18 protein-coding genes are annotated in these 21,425 nt (G+C 47.0%); 10 read left to right on the forward strand and 8 right to left on the reverse strand.

Translation table 11 applies throughout. From position 1 onward, the window contains the following. The first annotated feature begins 215 nt into the window (after nucleotides 1–215). A complete protein-coding gene (locus tag RQP50_RS06260; RefSeq protein WP_072727797.1) occupies nucleotides 216–1,457 on the forward strand; it encodes a PTS sugar transporter subunit IIC in 1,242 nt (413 codons plus the stop codon). Nucleotides 1,458–1,480: 23 nt separating this feature from the next. Further along, nucleotides 1,481–3,766, forward strand: a complete 2,286-nt coding sequence (locus RQP50_RS06265) for a beta-glucosidase family protein (RefSeq protein WP_072727798.1) — start codon at nucleotides 1,481–1,483, stop codon at nucleotides 3,764–3,766. A 129-nt stretch (nucleotides 3,767–3,895) separates the two neighbouring features. Here RQP50_RS06265 and RQP50_RS06270 read toward each other — a convergent pair whose 3' ends face one another. Continuing rightward, entirely contained in the window at nucleotides 3,896–4,591 is a 696-nt protein-coding gene (locus RQP50_RS06270) for a cupin domain-containing protein (protein WP_072727799.1), read from the reverse strand. 190 nt (nucleotides 4,592–4,781) lie between these two features. On the opposite strand from RQP50_RS06270, the gene RQP50_RS06275 reads away from it, so the two are divergent. After that, a complete protein-coding gene (locus tag RQP50_RS06275; RefSeq protein WP_315744068.1) occupies nucleotides 4,782–5,327 on the forward strand; it encodes a putative glycolipid-binding domain-containing protein in 546 nt (181 codons plus the stop codon). Nucleotides 5,328–5,481: 154 nt separating this feature from the next. On the opposite strand, the gene RQP50_RS06280 is transcribed toward RQP50_RS06275, so the two are convergent. The 4 genes from RQP50_RS06280 to RQP50_RS06295 all read right to left on the reverse strand — a co-directional run bounded on the left by RQP50_RS06280 (nucleotide 5,482) and on the right by RQP50_RS06295 (nucleotide 10,662). Continuing rightward, nucleotides 5,482–6,621 carry a glycoside hydrolase family 18 protein gene (locus RQP50_RS06280; RefSeq protein ID WP_072727800.1) on the reverse strand — a complete coding sequence of 380 codons (1,140 nt, stop codon included), beginning with the start codon at nucleotides 6,619–6,621 and terminating at the stop codon, nucleotides 5,482–5,484. Nucleotides 6,622–6,627: 6 nt separating this feature from the next. After that, nucleotides 6,628–7,728 carry an acyltransferase gene (locus RQP50_RS06285; protein ID WP_315744071.1) on the reverse strand — a complete coding sequence of 367 codons (1,101 nt, stop codon included), beginning with the start codon at nucleotides 7,726–7,728 and terminating at the stop codon, nucleotides 6,628–6,630. Nucleotides 7,729–7,803: 75 nt separating this feature from the next. Continuing rightward, a complete protein-coding gene (locus RQP50_RS06290; protein ID WP_072727801.1) occupies nucleotides 7,804–9,129 on the reverse strand; it encodes a glycosyltransferase family 2 protein in 1,326 nt (441 codons plus the stop codon). Nucleotides 9,130–9,612: 483 nt separating this feature from the next. Then, entirely contained in the window at nucleotides 9,613–10,662 is a 1,050-nt protein-coding gene (locus RQP50_RS06295; protein ID WP_072727802.1) for an AI-2E family transporter, read from the reverse strand. Between the two features lie 292 nt (nucleotides 10,663–10,954). Between RQP50_RS06295 and RQP50_RS06300 the strand changes: the two genes are divergently transcribed. From RQP50_RS06300 to RQP50_RS06310, 3 genes are all read left to right on the forward strand, one after another. After that, on the forward strand, nucleotides 10,955–12,643 hold the full coding sequence (locus tag RQP50_RS06300) for a methyl-accepting chemotaxis protein (protein ID WP_315744075.1): 1,689 nt from the start codon (nucleotides 10,955–10,957) through the stop codon (nucleotides 12,641–12,643). A 68-nt stretch (nucleotides 12,644–12,711) separates the two neighbouring features. Beyond that, nucleotides 12,712–12,996, forward strand: a complete 285-nt coding sequence (locus RQP50_RS06305) for a hypothetical protein (RefSeq protein WP_072727804.1) — start codon at nucleotides 12,712–12,714, stop codon at nucleotides 12,994–12,996. A 191-nt stretch (nucleotides 12,997–13,187) separates the two neighbouring features. Then, complete coding sequence (locus tag RQP50_RS06310; protein ID WP_315744077.1) at nucleotides 13,188–13,880, forward strand: hypothetical protein; 693 nt, start codon at nucleotides 13,188–13,190, stop codon at nucleotides 13,878–13,880. Between the two features lie 168 nt (nucleotides 13,881–14,048). Here RQP50_RS06310 and pruA read toward each other — a convergent pair whose 3' ends face one another. Next, entirely contained in the window at nucleotides 14,049–15,596 is a 1,548-nt protein-coding gene (pruA, locus tag RQP50_RS06315) for an L-glutamate gamma-semialdehyde dehydrogenase (RefSeq protein WP_072727806.1), read from the reverse strand. 106 nt (nucleotides 15,597–15,702) lie between these two features. Beyond that, nucleotides 15,703–16,623, reverse strand: a complete 921-nt coding sequence (locus RQP50_RS06320; protein ID WP_072727807.1) for a proline dehydrogenase family protein — start codon at nucleotides 16,621–16,623, stop codon at nucleotides 15,703–15,705. A 283-nt stretch (nucleotides 16,624–16,906) separates the two neighbouring features. Between RQP50_RS06320 and RQP50_RS06325 the strand changes: the two genes are divergently transcribed. Then, nucleotides 16,907–18,241 carry a sigma 54-interacting transcriptional regulator gene (locus tag RQP50_RS06325; RefSeq protein WP_315744081.1) on the forward strand — a complete coding sequence of 445 codons (1,335 nt, stop codon included), beginning with the start codon at nucleotides 16,907–16,909 and terminating at the stop codon, nucleotides 18,239–18,241. A gap of 59 nt (nucleotides 18,242–18,300) precedes the next feature. After that, entirely contained in the window at nucleotides 18,301–19,611 is a 1,311-nt protein-coding gene (locus RQP50_RS06330; protein ID WP_072727809.1) for a purine/pyrimidine permease, read from the forward strand. Between the two features lie 135 nt (nucleotides 19,612–19,746). On the opposite strand, the gene RQP50_RS06335 is transcribed toward RQP50_RS06330, so the two are convergent. Next, nucleotides 19,747–20,259, reverse strand: a complete 513-nt coding sequence (locus RQP50_RS06335) for a DUF2165 family protein (RefSeq protein WP_083544898.1) — start codon at nucleotides 20,257–20,259, stop codon at nucleotides 19,747–19,749. 151 nt (nucleotides 20,260–20,410) lie between these two features. Between RQP50_RS06335 and RQP50_RS06340 the strand changes: the two genes are divergently transcribed. Both RQP50_RS06340 and RQP50_RS06345 read left to right on the forward strand, forming a co-directional pair. Further along, the gene (locus RQP50_RS06340; RefSeq protein WP_072727810.1) at nucleotides 20,411–20,878 is read left to right on the forward strand and encodes a DinB family protein; all 468 of its coding nucleotides are present in this window, start codon (nucleotides 20,411–20,413) and stop codon (nucleotides 20,876–20,878) included. Between the two features lie 22 nt (nucleotides 20,879–20,900). After that, a complete protein-coding gene (locus RQP50_RS06345; protein WP_072727811.1) occupies nucleotides 20,901–21,425 on the forward strand; it encodes a GNAT family N-acetyltransferase in 525 nt (174 codons plus the stop codon).

The raw sequence follows: 21,425 nt of genomic DNA on the forward strand, positions 1-21,425 counted from the left end.
TGCCGGTCCATGAAACACAAAGCGCACCCCTTCTCGGAGGGGTGTTTTTTGTTGTGTAAACGGTTTCCATTCTGCAAATGCTAATCTGGTTGGGCCTAGGAGAACTAGAAACGTCCCTAATTGCAGCAAAGAAGAACAAGAAAGCGCTCTCAATCAATTCTATACTTAAGACATGACATAACCAATCATTAATATGCTGCGAAGGGGGAATATACATGGATCGTCTCATGAAGTGGATGAACGAAAAATTTGCGCCGCGTTTGGAGGCGTTTACAAACAACGTATGGGTATCTTCCATTCAGGAAGCCATTATGGTTACCCTACCTATGATTTTTATTGGATCGTTTGTTACCTTGATCTCGATTCTGAAAGACTTTATTCCGGGAATGCCGGACTTAACGCCTATAACCACATTCAGCTTCGGCTTGCTGGGGATCTTTATCGCTTTCCTCACGCCCTACACGGTGATGCAGAAGAAAGGGCGCGACAAAATCAAGCTCATTGCCGGAGCGACAGGCATCTCCTTATTCCTGATGCTGCTGAAGCCCGTCACGAATGAAGACGGAACAATTCAGTTCATTATGGAACGTTTCGGCCCTTCTGGAATGATTACCGCGCTGCTTGTCGGAGTTGCGGTGGCTGTAGTACTCAATGTGTTCAACAATTTCTCATTTTTCAAAGAGGATTCGACTTTGCCGGAGTTCATCATGGAATGGTTCGACTTCCTCGTTCCGATTGCGATTATTCTTACGCTAGGTTGGGTGCTCGTCTATCAGCTAAACTTCGATATCTTTAATTTGATTGTAAGCGTATTCGAGCCAGTTAACGCGTTAGGCCAAACGCTATGGGGCTTCCTGCTCTTTAACATGATTGGCGTCGCGCTGTACTCCTTCGGGGTCAGTCCGTGGGTGATCATCCCAATCTTCTATGCAATCTGGATTCCAGCGATTGAGCAGAATGCAGCCCTGGTGGCGCAAGGACTTGAACCAGTTAACATTAATACGTTTGAGACATTCTTCTCCGGTTGGCTCGGAGTAGGCGGACTTGGTGCGACCCTGCCGCTTATCATCTTGTTCCTGTTTGCGAAGTCGCAGAAGCTGAAATCGATTGGCAGGGCGACGCTCGTTCCATCTTTATTTAACATCAACGAGCCTGTGATATACGGAGCACCGATAGCATTTAATCCGATTTTGATGATTCCGATGTGGATCAACGGTATCATTACGCCGATTATCGTATACTTGGCGCTAGACCTTGGGTTCGCTCAGATTCCAAGCAAGGTGTTCCAGCTGTGGTATACGCCGATTGGATTGTCCACATACCTCATGTCCGGTTTTAATGGGCTTATCCTGCTGGCAGTCGTGCTGGCCATCATCTTTGCCGTATGGTATCCGTTCTATAAGATTTATGACGCGCAAGAGCTGAAGAAGGAGCAGGAAGAGGCGAAACAGCAATAAAACGTAGAAAGTGGGGATATATTATGAATCAAAAGATAAACGATTGGATGAAGGAATTAACGCTAGAGGAGAAGGCTTCGCTATGTGCAGGACTGAATATGTGGATGACGAAGGGGATCGACCGCCTGAATATCCCGCCGCTCCACATGTATGACGGTACGAATGGCATCCGTAAGACGAATAGCGATGAAGAGATGGGGATTGCTACGACAGGAAATATTCCAGCAACGTGTTATCCAACCGGCTCTGCAATCGGTTCTTCTTGGAATACGGAGTTATTGCACGAGGTTGGTGTAGCGCTTGGCGTTGAAGGGAAGGAAATGGGCGTCGAGCTTCTGCTTGGGCCTGGCATTAATATGAAGCGCACGCCGTTAGGCGGCCGCAACTTCGAATATTATTCCGAAGACCCTTGTCTGTCCGGTGAGCTCGGCGCAGCCTTCGTGAATGGGCTTCAAAGTCAAGGCGTTGGGGCTTCCGTCAAGCACTTTGCTTGCAACAATCAGGAGTTTGAGAAGATGGTGACCAGCTCGGAGGTTGATGAGCGTACCTTGCGTGAGATTTACCTGAGTGCGTTCGAGCGGATTATTAAGAAGGCCGATCCGTGGACAATTATGTGCTCCTACAACCTGCTTAACGGCTCCTATACGAGCGAGAATGAGCATCTGCTAGATGACATTTTGCGCAAAGAATGGGGCTATGAAGGTGTCGTGCTGTCGGACTGGACGGCAGTCAACGATCGTATTCGCGGTCTCAAGGCAGGACTTGATGTTGAAATGCCTGGACCTGCTCATTACAATACGACTGCGATTGTAGAGGCGGTTCAGAATGGCACCTTGCCGGAAGAGCAGCTCGATAAGAGCGTACGGCGCATTCTTACACTGGTAGAACAGGTAACGGCCAATGAAGAGGAGTCGAATACAGCTGCAATTGATTATCATGAGCTGGCGAGAAAAGCAGCGGCTGAGAGCATCGTACTGCTCAAAAATGACAATGGCATTCTGCCGATCGACACTGCGAAGACTAAATCGATTGCCGTGATCGGTACATTCGCGAAGAAACCGAGAATTCAAGGCGCCGGAAGTGCCGAAGTGACGCCAACGCGTGTCGACATCCCATGGGAAGAGGTGCAGAAGATTGCTGGCGAGTCTGTACAATTTAGCTATGCGGAAGGCTATCCGAAGGATGAACGTATCGATGAGGCCATGATCGAAGAGAGCGCAGCGCTTGCAGCGAAGTCTGATCTCGCGATTCTGTTCGTCGGACAACCCGAATATGCGGAGTCCGAAATGCATGACCTTGAGAGCATCGATCTTCCCGAGCATCAGGTGAAGCTAATTCAGGCGGTAGCGGCTGCACAGCCGCGATGCATTGTCGTAACGAGCAGCGGTACTGCAATGGCGATGCGCCCTTGGGTGCAGCATGTACCGGGTGTGCTCCACTCCTGGCTGACTGGGCAAGGCTCAGGCCGTGCGATTGCGGAGATTCTGTTCGGCTTGACGAATCCATCCGGCAAGCTGTCCGAGACATTCCCTGTGAAGCTGTCCGACAATCCATCCCATATGCGAATCCGCGGCGAGAACGGCAAGCTGTATTACCGTGAGGGACTATTTGTTGGGTACCGCTACTATGACCGCAAGGAGCTTGCACCGCAATTCCCGTTCGGCCATGGATTGTCCTATACGACCTTTGCTTACTCAGACATGAAGGTTATGCAGCATGATCGCCGCGTAACCGTGTCTCTGCAAGTAGAAAACACGGGAGCCGTAGCAGGGAAAGAGGTTGTCCAACTGTATATTCACGACGAGGAGTGCAAGTGGACGCGTCCAGAGAAGGAGCTCAAGGCCTTTGCCAAGATCGAGCTTCAGCCGCATGAGAAGAAGGAAGTCGTGTTCGAGCTGGAAGAGCGGGACTTCGCTTACTACAATACAAAATACAATCGTTGGGTCGCCGAAACGGGCTATTTCAAGCTTGTTGCAGGCAGCTCTTCCCGGGATATTCGCCTGACGGAGCGCGTATTCTGTGACTTTGGCAAGGAAGAGGTGTCTTTCCACAAGTTCAGCCTGTTAAATGACTGGATCGCTGATCCGCTTGCCAAATCGGTATTGGAAAAGTGCTTCAATGAGATGAATAAGCATGTTATCGACCAGGTGGTTTTGAATGAAGGGTTTGTCGGGTTCTGGGGAGACTTCCCTGCGATTAAGGTTCTGCAAATGTTCGGCCAGAATTGGCTCGTTCACCGCTCCCCGGATCAAGTAATGGAAGAGCTGATTGCCGAAGTGGATCGCGAGCGCCGTCAAGCGGTTCAATAAAGGCAAAATACACTGCGGTTATTCAGTTAACTTCATAGATAGGAAAGAGGAATCCCCCCCATGCTTGCCATCGGGGGATTCCTCTTTGTTTGCGGAATATCTATAATTTGCTTGCCGCTGTGATTGATTTCAAAAAAACGTTCGTTGAAAAGGATAATAGGGAGGAAATCCATTTGCTGAATAAGCAGGGTGTTGATACTGGGAGTAAGGGGAGTGTGGATGTGAGGACGTGTTAGAGGAATAGTTGTATGCTGAATGCGTCACATCATCGACTTCCTGTTCACATGCTTGGCAATCTGCTGGTGGCCCGATGACAACGGTCTTTGTAATTGGAGCCAATGTATCTTTTACTTTCGCCTCATCAAGGCAATACGAATGCGCCCAGGCTGCTGGAGGGGTCAATCGGAGTATGTCTGAGCCGAAGATGACTTCTGGAGTAGGTGCATCGAAGATCGCAATCAGATGTGTATTGTCTTGGTTCGCAACCTCATAATGCCACCAGCCTTGGGGGACATTGGCGACCTGTCCTGGCTTGATTTGATAGTTTAATAATTGATTCGTGAACGGATTAATGAGGCTGACAAGTGCTTCTCCTGCTACACAATAGACCAATTCACTCGCGTTCTGATGAATATGGGGTTCTACGGTATTGCCGCTGCTTAAATAGATATCCAGTAGCGAGACGTTGCCTAGCGTATTTAATTGGCTTACGCCCAATACGTTAATGTAGTTGTTTGCATCTTTGCGAAAGAATAAGGACTGATTCACATCATAAGCAAAATGAGCATCCGGTGAAGCGAAATCAATGGAGTTATTGGTAGCCATTGCTCGTAACCTGCCTTTATAAGAATTTATATGCCATATCATATGTATTCGCCTACAAGACGTGAGCCCAAATTCTCTAGTTGGAGTGCAAACCTCAGGTAAGGTAGAATGAAGTGGTAATCTATGGATAGGTGCTAGACGCAATACGGAAGGACAAGGAAGTTGCGACAACATGGAAAAGGGAGGCATCATGATGACATATGATGTTATATGGAAACGGCTTGAAGGCGAAGGCCTTGAATACTGTACAGTTACTTTGCAGCCTGCAACGGTAATTCAAGGCAAAGTAATCTGTGCCGATACGGATCGCTGTTTCGTTGAATATGAAGTGAAGTGCGATGCAGAGGGGGGAACTGAGGAAGTCGTGGTGCGTTACCACGAAGAACAGAAGTTAAGAACGCTCAGGCTGGAGCGGGATCATCAAGATCGCTGGACAGTAAATGGGGTAGTTCGAGAAGAACTAACAGGCGCCAAGGATATTGATATTGGTGTAACGCCATCGACCAATGTGCTGCCTATTCGGCGTCTGCAGCTCGAGATTGGTCAATGTGCCGAGGTTATGGCGGCATGGATCTGTTTCCCCGAATTCAAGGTGCAGCCATTGCTGCAATCCTATGAGAAGACAGGCGACAACACCTATATCTATCGCTCCATCGATAGCGGATATACTGCTCGTCTACAGGTGGATGCGAATGGGGTTGCTATGAATTATGAAGATCAGTGGAAGGCATTATAGGCATTCTGCAGGTAGAGGCAGGGTGCTGAAGCTGGAACAAGAAGATCAGGATTAACAAGCTTCCTTAGTTTGCCTTGCTTATCGCGAAAATAGAGCAGACCCCATGTCACTGTATGTGGCGGCAATGAGGTCTGCATACTCTCATTCATTCACTTTACTTGTTCAAGTGCTTCGTTAAATAATTGACGATTCCATCCTTCGCATCTTGCGAATATTCCCAGACCATTGCACCGCCCAGTTCATGTTCCTTAATGTATGCAATCTTAGCCTTCAAGGCCTCCTCATCTTCATAGGAGATGAAGGTATCCCCATTGAACAAGTAAGCGGCCTTAGCGGTCTCATCGAAATAACGCTTGAATCCCTTCTGATTCAAGTATTTCTTTACGATCGTGCTATAGCTCAGATCGATCTTGTCAATGTCGATAGGCTTGCCGATGGAGAAGGCGCCATTGCTGCCCGGCTCGCTCTTGACCTTCTCCCATCCATAAGAATAGGCGGGGATGCCCAGCAGCAGCTTCTTGCTGTCTACCTCATGAGCCTTGTAGCGCTGAATAATGTCATGGACGCTCTCTTTGGCCTTGCCCTTCGCATCCTTGTACAGATTCGCATTATAGTCGGTCGTATCCGACCATCTTCCTGTCAAGTCATAGCTCATGACATTGATGTAGGAGACGTATTTCTCTATTTCCTTGACGTCGACCTTCTCGAAATACCAGTCCTGCGTGCCCGCGGCAAAGGTTAACAAGTACTTCTTATGCACATGCGGAAGTCGGTTCAACTGTTCCCTCAATTCCTTCATCAGCGCTGTAAAGTTGACTGAATCCTCAGGACGTGCCTTAATCGCACCCCAGGCATCGAAGGCGGGATACTCCCAGTCGATATCGACACCGTCCAAATCCAGTTCCTTCACCATGCTAATAATGCTTTCCGTGAACGAATAGCGATTTCCATCCATCGCAGCGTCAGAGAAGCCATCGGCATTATATCCGCCAACGGCGAGCACGAATCGAGTCTGAGGGTGCTTCTCCTTCAACTTCGTGATTTGCTGCTTAATCCGCTCATTTTCGTCCTTGTTCTCGTGGAAATAGATGTTGTTCTTATCAATTCGGGCAAATGCAATAAAGGCGATATCAATCGCTTGATCCTTCCAGTTCATTTGACTGATATCTTTCCAGATTGGAATATACACCGAAGTGATCTTCTGTTCGGCCTGACTGCTCACATTGTAAGCATAGAGAGACATTCCAACCAGCAGAGCAGCAATAAATAATTTCGTATAGAGACTGACCTTCATTCGCGCTTACCCCTTTCCACCGAACAGAACGGTAGTCATGACCTTGCTGAGATTCAACATTTTCACAAGCAGATAGCTGACAGTGAATACGGCGATAACATTGAACACGAGATTGGATGATGTCTGGAGTAGGGACGCTTCTGTTTCGGCCCTTCTCGATACGAGCAGCTCAATCAATAAATGAATGAGATAAATACTGAAGCTTGCTTTCGAAATCGAGCCAATCATTTTTTGCAGCTTGTAATTGACTCGCTCATGCAGGGTTGGTTCCTTCTCCTTAAACCAAATAAACATGGCCACAGCCATGAAAAAGGTCGTAATGGAATAGTTCCCGTAGAAGGTCTCATCCAATATCCCAAGATGTCTAGAAGCGAAGTAGGTGGCCACTGGTGTTAGGAAGAAGGAGACGATGCCTAAATTGAACAATACCTGCTTCCATTTGTCCGGCAAGCCATATGTAAATAAATAATGTCCCAAAATGAAGTAGCCGAGAAACCCTGTGAACAGCGGAATGTTCAATAGCGGAATATTGATATACTGTCCCGTCAGCTTGACGATAATGTCTGAAATAAATCGGTAACCGATGCTAATGGCAGCCCACCAGGATAAGTAATAGCGCAAATCCTTCTCACTGCATGTCTTAACAAGCTTGCTAATTAAGGGAATCGTCATATAAATGGCGATGATCGCATACAGGAACCAGAGATGGACGTAGTTGCCGTCCGTCAGCAGCTTATAGCCGAAATCCTGCAGAAACGCAAGTGCATTCATCTTGCTGTTAACGATAACGTATTGATTGTAAAGCGCATAAATCAGTGACCAGCTGACTAGTGCGATGACGAGTGGAAATACTCGTTTTATATAAAAATCCCTGTATGTCGTAATGTTCACCCGCAGCATCATGGCGCCGCTTATCATGAAAAACACAGGAACTGCAAATCTCGATACGGAGTTGAAAATATTGCTGACCCACCAAGACGATGTGTCGAAATCATTCGTTCTCGTCAGCAAATCTGCAGTAATATGCAGCACGATGACGGCAAGAATTGACAGAATGCGTAGTATATCTACATAAATGATCCGATTGCTCTTCCAAATACTCTCCATATTCTCCCTCCCAAAATGAAGATGCGGCATTCTATTTGTTATATGGCCGCAATGCTGGTTGCGCAGATACAGGTATTAACTAATGGTGGCTACGCCTTTGCGTTCTACGAAGCCCCAGCCCTCATCATTATCAAAGTACTTAATGGTGCCGACAATATTTAAGTACAGCAGTAGATTACGGTAAGTGAGCAGCTCGTACTGACTGAACAAGAACATATAGATATAATCTCGGAGCGAGTAGCTGCTGTCGTACTTCTTGCATAAATACAATGAGGTGATGATTTGAGCGGCATTTACGAGAACAATGATGGAGAACAGGATGAGCATTTGTGTGATACTGCCGCCGAATAGAAGCATGTTAATCAGATAGATAATCGTCGTGAACGCCGTAAGGGTTCCCAGCACAAAGCCATCGATAGCAAAAAATAGACTGACGCCTAGGCTGAATTTCTGCGATAGCTGGGACCAATAGATCAAGATGCAGTCTACGAAAGCCTTCTGCCAGCGTATCCGCTGTTTATTGAAGTTCTTCAGATTTTCAGGGCATTCCGTATAGCATACGGCTTCAGGTGCGTAGACCAGCTTCTTCTTCAGTTGATTGGCCTTCATGTATTCATGAATCTTCAAAGTAATGTCGATGTCCTCGCCAACGGTGCTGCGGAAGCCATTCACTTGAACCAGCACATCTTTGTAAAAGGCGCCAAACGCTCCGGAAATGACGACGATCGAATTGAATACGGATTGGGTTAGCTTCCGTACATAAAATCCGTGAATGTAATTAAGAATTTGGCTCTTGATTAGGCCTTTCCCCATGAATTTCTCTACGATGACGCCATTTTGCTTCTCAGCGCCCTGCACAATCTTGACCGTACCGCCAAGTGCGATAATATCCTCATTGTGGAAATATTGATTGACATACTTCAATGAATTGAATTCCAGCATACTGTCTGCGTCAAGTGTAATGACGATATCCGATTGTGCGCAGTCAATGCCGGCATTGAGCGAATCAGCCTTGCCGCCATTAAGTTTGTCGATCACGAAAATATGCTTATATGTAGTAGAGCCATAGATGCCCTTGATCGCTTGATACGCTAGCTTGCCGTCGCCCGTACGCTGAACTGGCTTCAAATCAAGGAGCTCATTTAAACGCTGCATGGTATTATCCTTCGAGCCATCATTAATAATAATGACCTCGAAGTTGTAGTAATTGACACTGTTCATTGCCTCGATGCAATTTTTGATCGTGAGCTCTTCGTTGTAGGCAGGGACGAGTACGCTGATTGACTTTTCGCTCAGGTCATTATTCAATTGCTTCACCTTGCTGAACAATAAGGGAACGATCGTATACAAGAGCTGAAATCCTAAGAAGATGAACGTTGTCACATAGAAAAAATACTGCATGTAGTTTCACTCCTTCTCTCTCTAATTCGAACGAAACATGAAAAATCTTCCTTGCTTTGTGGTGATAAAGCGAAAAAGTGTGTAGGTGTATGTATGCGCGAGATGAATAAATTTGATGCTGCTTCAACAAAGTAGGGTATCGTGCCGTGATGATGTGGTCTAGGTGGAAAAGCATTGCGGTGTGGGAAATATTGACCAAGCGTTTATTCGTGTTTCCATTATCCTCCAATCTGTTAATTAGGCCATATTCTACCTAATCACAAACTATCCTAATGATTACCATATGTAAAACCGCTTTAACTTTCAAGAAAACGAATACATCACTTTCAATCGTGAGCAGACGAGCATTTTTGTCATTTTTCGTGGAACAGTGAAATTTAGGAAGTCTTTAACATTGTGAAACATAAATGACATATCAAAAAGAGCCGAGTGCTTAACGCACCGGCCCTTCGCCATGAGATGAGAGTTGCTATAAAGCAGCTGTTATTCTGTCTTCACAGGTTCTTGCCTCACGCTAACCTCAAGCAGATCCAAGAAGAACATGAATATCGGTACTCCGAGAATCAATCCCCATACGCCGAGGAAATGCTCTGCAATAATAAGAACGGCAAACGTATAGAAAATTGGCAAGTGAACCTTCGCTGACATCAGTTTCGGATTTAAGATATACGCCTCGATCGCATGGATGACGATGACCATAATGACGACGTATAAGACCTTAATCAAGCCGCCGATGGTGAAAGCAATCGCACACAACGGAATGAGTGAAATCACAACGCCCATTACCGGGATCAGCCCGAGCAGGAAGATCATGATAGCTAAGCCGAACAACTGCGGGAAGCCGAGCAACCACAAGCAGATTGTGGACAAGATGGTATTCACGATGGCGATAAGGAACTGTGCTTCAATGACCTTGCCAAATGAATACAAGAACTTATTTCCGAAATACTCCAACTCCGAATAGATGAATCCAATCTTGCTCGTTCTGAACTTCTCCGTAAATTCCATGACACGCTTCTTCTCCAGTACGAAGAACAAGCTGAGGACGAAGGAAATGATAGCTCTCGTACCCCATTGTCCAATATCAGAGACTGATTTCACGATAAAGTCGAAGCCCTTACTCACATAGCTCGCTAGGTCGATCTTCTGCAGCGAGTCTGTAATGTATTGCATGAACTCGAAATCAAAATCGTAATTCATGAAAGCCTTTGAATTATAGAACTGAATAATATTGTTCACGAGCTGCTCAATCTGTGTAATCACTTTCGGGAAGACGCTGTATGCTCCACCGATGATGGCAAGCAGCAGTACTGCATAGAGAAGCAGTACGGTTACTTTATAATTCACCTTTATGATCTTGTTGATCCTCCGATGGAGGAATGTGTGCAGCCTGTCCACTAAGTACGTTAAGATGAACGTTATAAGGATGAGGTGGATCATGCTTCGCATTGCAAAGAGCAAGGCGATAAGTACAAGAAGAATAAAGATGCGTTTGACACCAGGACCTTTGAAAAATTCTTTCACTGTTTCCATCGTAAATCTGGGGCTCCTTTGATTGTCACTTGTGAGAGCAGTTCGGTCCCTTGCCACATCTGTTAGAAGAGAACGCTCTTCCTTTCACTGTATTCAAGCATATGACATTCCATACGCGATAGCAAATGTAAGGATTCAATCTTTTACTGAAAAAAGTAAATAACTTTCTTACTTTTTTCTTAAGTAGGCGACATCACTCGGAAATATGGTGAAATTGTAAACTGACAAATGGAATATATTGCGCTAAGATGTGAAGGAGACGAGGCGATTGACATAAGAAGGAGAGGCATAAATGAGTATCCGGTGGAAAAACAGAATAGGGTTTTCGATTATTGTCATCTGCATGTTTGCAATCTTTACGTATCAATATAATGCGTCGAGCAATCAACTGAGCACAATGAAAGAGATAAAGGAACGAACACTTCAATCAACATTGCTCGCAGATAATATGAAGCTGTCGGTCGTTCAAGTTCAGCAGTGGCTTACCGATATTGGGGTTACGAGAGCGCAGGATGGTATGGACGATGGATTCAACCAAGCCGCTAAGTATGTCTCACAGTTCCAAGCGGATGTTCAGCACTTCAAGCAGCTTCATCCAGAGCTGTCCAGCAAATTAGATGAGATTGAGGGATCGTTTAGGAATTTCTATGAGATGGGCCAACAGATGGCACATGATTATATTGATAAAGGAACGGAAGCGGGGAACCAGACGATGGGCTCCTTCGACCAAGCTTCTGAACAAATTAACAAGCAGATGGACGACATACGGTCGCAGCAATTGGACCGTATTCAGCAGGAGATGAATGCCGTGGAGCAGGCGAATCGTTCTCATCAGTCGGTCTTATTCATTTTGCTGCTTGCAACCGTTCTCATTGCGATTACGACAGCGGTGGTGTTGACCAGATCCATCGCTCGATCTATGAAGCAGTTGAATGAATCTGCCCGTGTAATCGCAGACGGCGATTTGCGTCACCCTATTATTCGGACTACAAACGATGAGATGGGGCAATTGGCGAAATCATTTGAGAAGATGCGTGTTGATTTATCCCAATTGATTAGTTATGTTCAATCCGCAACAGATATGGTGGCGGATTCGTCAGAGCAGCTTCAGCAGTCGGTATTGCAGACCACGGACGCGACCAATCAATATTCGGAGTCGATGCATCGAATTGCTGAAGGCGCCGAAATACAAATGCGTGCATCTGCCGAGAGTGCAAGAGCAGTAGAAGAAATGGCACAAGGAATTGCGAGAATCGCTGCAACATCGGCTGAGGTTGCTGATTCCGCCCTCCATACAGAAAAATCGGCCTCAGGTGGGGATGAGCTCATTCGTCAAGCGGAACAGCAAATCGTGGCAGTTCATGAGGCGAACCGCAATGCCTCATACACGGTCGAGCAATTAAGCAAGCAATCTGCTGAAATTCAACAGATGGTAAACGTGATGACGACTATTGCTGCGCAGATTCAATTGCTTGCTCTAAATGCCTCTATTGAAGCGGCACAAGCCGGGGAGCATGGCAAGGGATTTGCTGTTGTTGCATCAGAAGTAAGGAAACTGGCAGATCAGTCTAAGCATGCGGCAGGGCAAATCGCAAGCCTTGTAGGTCAAGTGAATGAGAAGATGGATGCAGCGGTTGAAGCGATGGAAGAGAGCACACGAGAAGTTCTCCTCGGGCAAAAGGCAGTGCTGCATGCTAGGCAATCCTTCCATAGTATCACCCAATCGACGGAACAGGTTGCGTTGCAAATTCAAGACGTGTCCGCATCTACGGAAGAGTTGTCGGCAGGATCAGAGGAGGTTGCAGCTGCATTGTCGCAGTTGAGCGATCTTGCACAGCATGCATTTCATGAAAGTGAGCTGTTATCTTCCGCATCACAGGTTACATCGACGGCTATGGAAGATATGAATCGATCAGTTACGCGATTAAACGATCTTGCTGGTGAGCTGCAAGCTTCTGTACGTCATTTCAAGCTAAGCTAAGTGACTGGCATCGAATCGGATTTTTACCTATAATGATAGAGATTGAAGGATGAAGTGAGGGATAATACATGAGTGTAACGATAACGAAGGCATCGATGCGTCAGAATGAAGACAAGACTTATATCGGACAAGTAGTTTTCCAGTTGGAGCAATTGAAATCACCGTATGAAGTTAGCTTCTTCAGCAAGAACGGGAAGGATTGGGATTACAACCTGCACTTCACTGCCCAGTCTGGTGACGAAGAAGAATTCTACGAGTTGGATGCGAAGCTCGAAGGAGACGACGATTTGTTCGATGAATTGTTGACTGCAGCATGGGATACGCTTGAAGAAGCACCTGCAACCGACGTATAGCATATTTGGATGAAGGCAGGACATAAGTTGAAGTGGGTAAAGGATGTGAAGCAGCAGCTTCATATCCTTTTATTATTTTGAATGGAAGGAAGACATTTTATGAGATGGAATGGTATAATACGGAAACGTAAATGGATTCCAAGACATCACAGAAGCAGGCAGGAAGGTAATCATTGTGTGGAGGTGTAGCCTTGAGAAGGATTTGTTGCCTTGGCTTATTTCTATGGCTGACTATATCCTTCGTAATCCCTGTTCAAGCCGCAGATGTACTACACCGATTGACTCACAACGACCAAGATACGCTGCTTATTGGGCAAGTGATACGAAATGAGAAGGCAGGGGTAGCGATTCAAGTCATCTATATCGTGTCAGGTGAGCAGACGAAGCAAGACATTACAGTTACCTGTGCTCAGCAAGCGAATGTGTGCTATGCATGGAATGTTGGGGATATGGCGTTATTCTCACTCGATAGGACGGATACAACAGATAGGAACTATAAGATGAAGTGGGGAAGTTATCCGCTTAAGATTGCAGAAGGTAAGGCGCTTTTGAAGGATGCACAGGTAGAGCCGGACATTGCAGCCTTGCAATACTATGTGAATAGCGGCGGAAAGTCATTATCGTTTGTAATTGATGGGGAACGGGTTCTAGGTAGGTACGACAATGGTGAGATTGTTCGAATTGCGCCTAAGCTGGATCATGCGGCCCAGAAGCATACGGAGGATGGGATTGGGCAGCTGATACGCCCTCATGAATATAATCATCAAGTTACACAGCTGAAAGACATGGATCATGTGGAAAATCGGTATACTCGCGTTATTTGGATTGTTGCAGAAATTCTCGGTTTTTTGATTGCGGGTGCCCTATTACTTGGGAAGAGATAACGAAAAGCCATCAATAATGTTACCGGTAACCCTGTGCATCCAGATGGTTCTTGATCATAAAAAAGCCAGCAAGCTGTCTCTGTAACAGAGGAAGCCTGCCGGCTTATCTTGATCGTAGGATAAGTGCAGCAAATCTTAGAAAATCATATCATTGAAGTGAATTGGAGATTACCACTTCTCTGATACAAGCTTCGCTTGTGTGAAGAGGAGCAGGTAGTCTCTTCCTCCTGCCTTCGAGTCGGTTCCTGACATATTGAATCCGCCAAATGGATGTACGCCTACTAGTGCGCCTGTACATTTACGGTTGAAATACAGGTTGCCGCAGTGCATATGATGGCGCGCATATTCCAGATGCTCGCGGTTCATGCTGTACACTGCACCGGTCAAGCCATAATCGGTATTGTTGAAAATATCGATCGCTTGCTCGAAGTTCGAAGCCTTGCTGATCGCCAGTACGGGACCGAATATTTCTTCCTTCATGATGGTTGCTTCTGCATCAACATCTACGTACACTGTCGGTTGGATATAGTATCCGTTGCCATCGGCAATACTGCCTCCAGCTACGAGTCTGCCTTCGCCTTTGCCAACCTCAATATATTTCATAATGCTGTCGTACGCATGCTTATCGATGACTGGACCAATTGGGGCGTTCTCCTCAGCCAGACCTACACGCAAAGCTTGCGTTTTCTCGGTGACGAGTCGAACAACTTCGTCGTATACCGCCTCATGGACAATGGCGCGCGAACCGGCGGAACACTTCTGTCCTTGGAAGCCGAAGGCAGATTGTACGATCGCAGTTGCTGCTTCTTCCACATCTCCGGTTTGATCCACGACGATGCCATCCTTACCGCCCATTTCTGCGATGAAGCGCTTGATCCACAGCTGGCCTGGCTGTGTCTTAGCAACACGCTCATTGATGCGAAGTCCTACGTCGCGTGATCCCGTGAAGGATACGAAGCGAGTACGCGGATGATCAACTAAGAAGTCGCCAATCTCTGAGCCAGAACCAGGAACGTAGTTTACTACACCTGCTGGAAGGCCAACCTCCTCCAATAACTCAACGAATTTCGCTGCAATGACAGGAGAGGCGGAAGAAGGCTTCAGCACGACAGTATTCCCAGATACGATAGCTGCACAGGTCATGCCAGCCATAATGGCAAGCGGGAAGTTCCACGGTGGAATGACGATTCCGATGCCTAGTGGAATGTAAGTGAGACGATTGTCTTCACCAGCAATTGTTGTAATCGGCTGTGGACCACTAAGACGAATCATTTCCCGCGCATAGAATTCTAAGAAATCAATTGCTTCCGCCACGTCCGCATCTGCTTCTGCCCAGTTCTTGCCGACCTCGTATACAAGCCAAGCAGCATAGTCGAACTTGCGGCGGCGCATGACGGCAGCTGCCTTGAACAAATACCCTGCACGCACATCTGGGGCAACGTGCTGCCACTTGGAGAATGCTGCATCCGCTGCTGCAATTGCTGATTCTGCGAGCTCGACGCCAGCTTGAGCAACATGGCCCACAATTTGATCAAGGTCGCCTGGGTTCGAAGAGGTGCTTCGCTTCTCTGTCAAGATTCGCTCGCCGCCGATGACCAATGGGTAGGTATTACCCAGCTGCTCACGCACTCTGAGCAATGCGCCTTGCATTGCCGTGCGATTGCCCTCTGCTGTGAAATCCGTAAATGGCTCATTCCGATAATCGATTACTGTCATCTAGATGACCTCCTTAACGAATGGATACTTAGTAATATGGAGTTGAGTGCTGTCAATTTGTATGAGATGGATCTGCTATAGCATGCAGGATGCTATGCCTATGCCCCTATGCCTTAAACATCGATTTGAGAACGAACCCGACGTTCGCAGGACGTTCTGCAAGTCGGCGCATGAAATATCCATACCAGTCATTTCCGTATGGGACATATACGCGCATGGTGTAACCTTCGTCAGCAAGCTGCTGCTGTGCTTGAGTCCGAATGCCGTATAACATTTGAAATTCGAATTGTGTGCGTGGAATATTGTGAGTTTGTGCGATTTGTTTGACGTGATCGATGATGTGGTCGTCGTGTGTGGCGATCGCGGCATAATTGCCGTTGGCTAGATGTTGTTCAATGATGTGGATGAAATTGCGGTCGACATCAACCTTGTTCGGGTATGCAACCTGTGGTGATTCTTTGTATGCTCCCTTAACCAGCCGCAGATTGGGTTTGTAGCGGTTAAGATGTTCGATATCCTCGCTGCTCTTGTACAGATAAGCCTGAATGACAAGGCCAACCGTGCTGCCGAACTCTTCGCGAAGCTGATTGAAGATGTCGATGGAAGCTTCGTTGCGAGCGTAGTCTTCCATGTCGATGCGCACGAAGTTATTATGACGGCGAGCAGTATCTAGGATGGCGCGCATATGATCCATGCAGAGCTGTGGCGAGATGTCCAAGCCGAGCTGAGTTAGCTTGACTGAGAGATTGGACGTAACTTGATGCGCTGCTATTTCATTTAAGGTGCGGATACAATACTGTGCTGATTCTGCTGCTTCCTCTTTGGTGGAAATAAACTCGCCAAGATGGTCGAGCGTGGCTACGATTCCACGATCATTTAATTGCTTAACCGTTGTAATCGCTTCCGAAATTTGCTCTCCCGCGACGAATCGTTTAGCGCCAAATCGCAGTCCGTATTTCTTCGCTGTGCGATTGGCCAGCCGATTCTTCGAGAGAAAGAGAAATGCATTGCGCATGATTGCCTCCATGGCGTGCAGCTTCCTCTCTTTACTGTAATGGTATTTTTACATTCTTCTCATTCGCAATACGTTCATTAGCACTGGAATAAGTGTTCAAAAATTATACACAAATACAATTTATGATTAATTATAATCACATCAAGCGCATAAAGTAAATCATTATTTTAGCATCATATGGAAAATGGGTTGGGCTCTACATGTGCACGGAACAGGTGTCTATTTGTGTTTTCGTTGCTTTTTCCCACTCTTTTTGCCATAATTTAAGAAAAAATAGAGAAGAATCGGTGATAGAATGCTAGAGTCGCAACAAATACAATCATGGCTCGAAGGCGTGTTGAAAGCGACGAATGATGCAGTGACGATTGTTGATCCTGAGGGTACGGTTATCTATTGGAATGGTGCCGCTGAGCGTACGTATGGCATTGAGCGGACTATCATCGTAGGGCGGAAGATCGGAGACTACTTCCAACGGGAATCGATTATGCTGCTGCAAGTGATGGAGAGCGGACAGGAAGTGCGCGAGGTCTATCATGAACCGCGTCCGGGGATGCATGTGATGATCAATGCCATTCCTGTATTCGATCAGAATCAGGAGCTTATGGGCGCCATTTCGATTGAACGGAATGTAACACAATATGTGAAATTGAGCGCAGAGATGGTCAGCCGTCCAAGTGAAGAGGGAGTGACGACAGCCTTACTGCCGCTGACCGCGGAGAAGCAGAGCAGTCTAGGGGCCTTGGCTCGGATGAAGTGTCCGCTGCTGCTAACTGGATCTGCAGGAGCAGGGAAGAAGTCGGTTGCGAAGTGGATGCACGCTCACTGTGGTCGTGAAGGACAGTTCGTCTATGTAAGCTGTAGTGGGATTCCAGCAGGCCTGCTGGAGGCTGAATTGTTCGGCTATGAAGGAGAGCACCCACGAATAGGCAAGCTTGAGCTGGCGCAGAATGGAACCTTGTATTTGAAGGATGTGCATATGCTTCCGGCTTCGGTGCAGGAGAGGTTAATAGAAGCACTGCAAGAAGGTCAATATGTTCGGTCGGGAGAGATGGAATCGAAGGAAGCCGTCACGCTCGATGCGCATGTGATAGCCTCGATTCCAGAAGAGAACGGTGAGTGGGCTGGATTTGAGCGGGAACAATCTGCTCAATTGTTGAAGGAGATGTACTATGTGTTCCAGATCGAGCATATTCCTTCTCTCATGGAGCGCCAGCAGGAGCTTCCTGAATTGTCACGCTTCTACTTAAGTGAAGCTGCGGAGAAGGTTGGCGCGGCTATACCGAGTCTAGGTGCGGATGCAATGGCGGCGATAACGTCTTATCGTTGGCCCGGCAACATGGCGCAATTGGCCAATGCGATGCAATATGCGCTAGCGTCTCATCTAGGGCGCGGCGGAGACGGGGTCATTGCTGCTCAGGATCTGCCCGACTATGCCCGGCTTACGACACTGAATGAGTTGACGCAGCCCGAACTCCCGCTGAGCGTTCATTCGGAAGAGATGGAACGAGCGCTTATCTCGGAGACGCTGCAGCGAACGAAGGGCAACAAGGCCAAGGCAGCTAGACAGCTCGGCATATCGCGCGGAGCGTTGTATTATAAGATTAGGCAGTATGGACTGGAAGGTTCATAGCATTACAACTGCATCATAGAATAGACAACTTAGATAGAGATAGGAACAGGTGAGACATCATGAAATTAGGATTGGCCTCATTCCAATGGCTCGTATTTATTTTGGCGGGAAGCCTCGTTGCTCCGCTGGCTGTTGGACATGCGTTTGGATTTTCACCGCAGGATATTGCGGAATTTATGCAGCGCACGTTTTTGATTATCGGGATATCAGGTATATTGCAGACGATGTTCGGTCATCGGCTGCCGATTATGGAGAATCCGGCTGGTTTATGGTGGGGCGTCTTCGCAGTCTACGGCGGCCTCATCGCGGCAGGAACAATATCGCTCGAAGGCGGACTGCGGCAGCTGGAGATGGGGATGCTGATTGCAGGCGCGCTCTTCATTATCATTGCTGTGCTGCGCTTAACGTCGGCAATTGGCAAGCTGTTCACACCGCTTGTCGTAGGGACGTATCTGCTTCTGCTTGTTGCACAGCTTAGCGGCTCCTTCATGAAGGGAATGCTCGGAGTTGGCTATCGTGCCTCTACACATGTAGAGCTTCAGGTTGCGATTCCCGCAATTATTACATTATTGTGTGCCATGCTGCTGCCGCGGAGTTCGAAGGCCTTTTTGCGCAACTATTCTGTGCTCATTAGCTTGTGTATTGGTTGGCTGTTGTTCTATCTGCTCGGCATCACAGAGCCTATACAGCCTTCTGCTTCATGGGTATCAGCGCCTATGCCATTCGCTTGGGGCCTGCCTGAATTGGATTCTGGCATCTTGATGACGTCCTTGTTCGTCAGTCTTCTTCTCATTGCCAATATGATGACGAGCATTCGCGTCATGGAGGGCGTTATGGATAATTCAGGAAAGACATCCGAACCTGTCAATTATGATCGTACAATGCTGATGATGGGTGCGAATACAGGCTTAGGAGGCATTTTCTCCGCAATGGGATGTGTTCCGATTTCAGGGACAGCGGGCTTCATCATGACGACTCGAATTTATGAGCGTCTGCCATTCGTTATTGCCTGTGTGCTCATTGCAGGGATTAGCTTCTTTCCGCCTGCAACGGCCTTTTTTGCATCGATTCCCATGCCGGTAGGGTATGCAACGATATTCATCCCATTCGCTTCGATGGTTGGATTGGGATTGAAGGAGCTCCAATCGATTCCTATGAATGAGCGCAATCGCTTTATCCTCGGCGTATCTATTATGATGGGGATTGGCTGTATGTTCATCCCGGCTGAAGCAGTTGGGCAATTGCCAGGGCTGCTGAAGACTATGGCGAACAACGGATTGATCGTAGGCATGATCCTATGCATGGCGATGGAGCAGGGAAGCCGCTTGCTGGATCGTGGAGCGGGCAGAACACAGAAGGAAGAATCGTAGGAAGCTGAATGTTGTATATAATCTTGCGATGGAACGAAGAGAAGAACAACTAAATATATCGAAAAGAAAGGCGTCAAATTGGATTTGTCGCCTTTTTCGTATTATAATAGATTGGCAAAATAGGGAAATGGTAGATTAGTTCACTTCATCGTTTTTCATGGTTAGAAAAATGAGAACACCCATCATGAATGTAGTCAGTCGATCCGCAGGGAACAAGCCATTCCACTCTGAGGACATCCACATGCCGAACCATTCGCCACCGATTACCTGAAAACCTAGGAACCACACGCACAAGCCAAGAATAAGACCCGCGATCGACAAGTTCTTCGCTTTGTGGAAGGATTCTGCGTCTGCATGCAAGTGGGAGAACAGGCGAAGTGATCCCCAGATGCAAATGAATGCGACAGCTGCCTCTGTGATGATAATCGCAATATAACCAATATGATGAATCGTCGTTCCTGTTATGGCGCGGTACATAATGTTGTTATCGGGAAATGTGGTGTCCATACTAAGCACATGCTTCACGAATTGGAAGTTCGTATTATAATCTGTAATATTGCCGAAGGCGACGAGGAACACATACAGCCCGAAGAACATCACGGCTAATGCTTTGGTAAAGCGGATTAACACACCTGTTGAGAGATTCATAGCTGTTACCCCTTTTCTATGTTTTTCTATGTAATGATTTAACAATACTACTATAGCACCCATGAATATGTTGTCAAACGTTCATATTGGTGTGCGAAAATATCAAATTGCGAGACATACATCATTGACACAGGGAGAGGTTTCAATCGACATGGAAGCTCATAAACAATCACTTATTCATCAATTGAATCTTGCTGTACAATCAATTCGTTGCATCTTGGAACAGGTAACAGAGCAGCAGTTGGATTTGCAGCCCATGGCTCATAAACGTTCTTTACGAGACATGCTCGCTCATTTGACTCTCATTTGCGCGGCCGATCTGCATATTATGAACGAAGCAACTCAGACCGATATGGATCGTTTCTATGAAGAACATACACCACATACAATCGAAGAAATGAAGGAAACGTTGGCAGACGCTCACCAATCATTAGTTGAAGCGATGCGTTCGTGGTCGGAAGAGCACTGGCTTGAAATCAAAACCGCGTATTGGGGAGTTGCATATTCGCGCTTTGAGTGGATGCTGGAAATCATCCTTCATTTGGCGCATCACCGGGGTCAGTTGTTCACCTTGCTGTGTGAGCATGCGGCGGAGCCTAAGATTGTAATGTTTGAATAGATGGGATTGGAGGCATTACACCATGGGTGGGACTGAGAAGACGATAGAGCTGAGATCGCTCAAGCTTACAGATGGTTATGATATTTACGAGATGCTGCAGGGGATCGGCCCAGGTGAGAATGGCTTCGTCAATAGTGCGTACGGCATAAGAAGAGGCCAATTCCGAAGCTACCTGAGACAGCATTGGAATATATCGCAAGGGATAAATCTAATGCCGCAATATGTGCAGCAGACGATATATTGGCTTTATGTGGACGGTCGACCGATTGGATATGGGAAGCTTCGGCACAGATTGAATGAAGCGCTGCTTGAACGAGGAGGTCATATTGGCTACGTCATCCGGCTAGATGAGCGTGGCAAAGGATATGGAACGCTCTTACTCCGTGAACTTGTTCGTGAAGCAGCGGGACTTGGGTTGACAGAAGTGCTGCTGACAGTCGATGAAGATAATCTTCGCTCACGAAGAGTGATTGAAGGCAACGAGGGCGTATTAAGCGACACCAAGGATGGAATTTGCAAGTATTGGATTACGATCAAGACGGGGTAA

This window comes from Paenibacillus suaedae (genome assembly GCF_032337355.1).
Taxonomy (GTDB): domain Bacteria; phylum Bacillota; class Bacilli; order Paenibacillales; family Paenibacillaceae; genus Paenibacillus_B; species Paenibacillus_B suaedae.

Excerpts from the sequence above, each read along its gene's own strand:
- RQP50_RS06260 (WP_072727797.1), top strand. The coding sequence starts at position 216 with ATGGATCGTCTCATGAAGTGGATGAACGAAAAATTTGCGCCGCGTTTG.
- RQP50_RS06265 (WP_072727798.1), top strand. The coding sequence starts at position 1,481 with ATGAATCAAAAGATAAACGATTGGATGAAGGAATTAACGCTAGAGGAG.
- RQP50_RS06270 (WP_072727799.1), bottom strand. The coding sequence starts at position 4,591 with ATGGCTACCAATAACTCCATTGATTTCGCTTCACCGGATGCTCATTTT.
- RQP50_RS06275 (WP_315744068.1), top strand. The coding sequence starts at position 4,782 with ATGATGACATATGATGTTATATGGAAACGGCTTGAAGGCGAAGGCCTT.
- RQP50_RS06280 (WP_072727800.1), bottom strand. The coding sequence starts at position 6,621 with ATGAAGGTCAGTCTCTATACGAAATTATTTATTGCTGCTCTGCTGGTT.
- RQP50_RS06285 (WP_315744071.1), bottom strand. The coding sequence starts at position 7,728 with ATGGAGAGTATTTGGAAGAGCAATCGGATCATTTATGTAGATATACTA.
- RQP50_RS06290 (WP_072727801.1), bottom strand. The coding sequence starts at position 9,129 with ATGCAGTATTTTTTCTATGTGACAACGTTCATCTTCTTAGGATTTCAG.
- RQP50_RS06295 (WP_072727802.1), bottom strand. The coding sequence starts at position 10,662 with ATGGAAACAGTGAAAGAATTTTTCAAAGGTCCTGGTGTCAAACGCATC.
- RQP50_RS06300 (WP_315744075.1), top strand. The coding sequence starts at position 10,955 with ATGAGTATCCGGTGGAAAAACAGAATAGGGTTTTCGATTATTGTCATC.
- RQP50_RS06305 (WP_072727804.1), top strand. The coding sequence starts at position 12,712 with ATGAGTGTAACGATAACGAAGGCATCGATGCGTCAGAATGAAGACAAG.
- pruA (WP_072727806.1), bottom strand. The coding sequence starts at position 15,596 with ATGACAGTAATCGATTATCGGAATGAGCCATTTACGGATTTCACAGCA.
- RQP50_RS06320 (WP_072727807.1), bottom strand. The coding sequence starts at position 16,623 with ATGGAGGCAATCATGCGCAATGCATTTCTCTTTCTCTCGAAGAATCGG.
- RQP50_RS06325 (WP_315744081.1), top strand. The coding sequence starts at position 16,907 with ATGCTAGAGTCGCAACAAATACAATCATGGCTCGAAGGCGTGTTGAAA.
- RQP50_RS06330 (WP_072727809.1), top strand. The coding sequence starts at position 18,301 with ATGAAATTAGGATTGGCCTCATTCCAATGGCTCGTATTTATTTTGGCG.
- RQP50_RS06335 (WP_083544898.1), bottom strand. The coding sequence starts at position 20,259 with ATGAATCTCTCAACAGGTGTGTTAATCCGCTTTACCAAAGCATTAGCC.
- RQP50_RS06340 (WP_072727810.1), top strand. The coding sequence starts at position 20,411 with ATGGAAGCTCATAAACAATCACTTATTCATCAATTGAATCTTGCTGTA.
- RQP50_RS06345 (WP_072727811.1), top strand. The coding sequence starts at position 20,901 with ATGGGTGGGACTGAGAAGACGATAGAGCTGAGATCGCTCAAGCTTACA.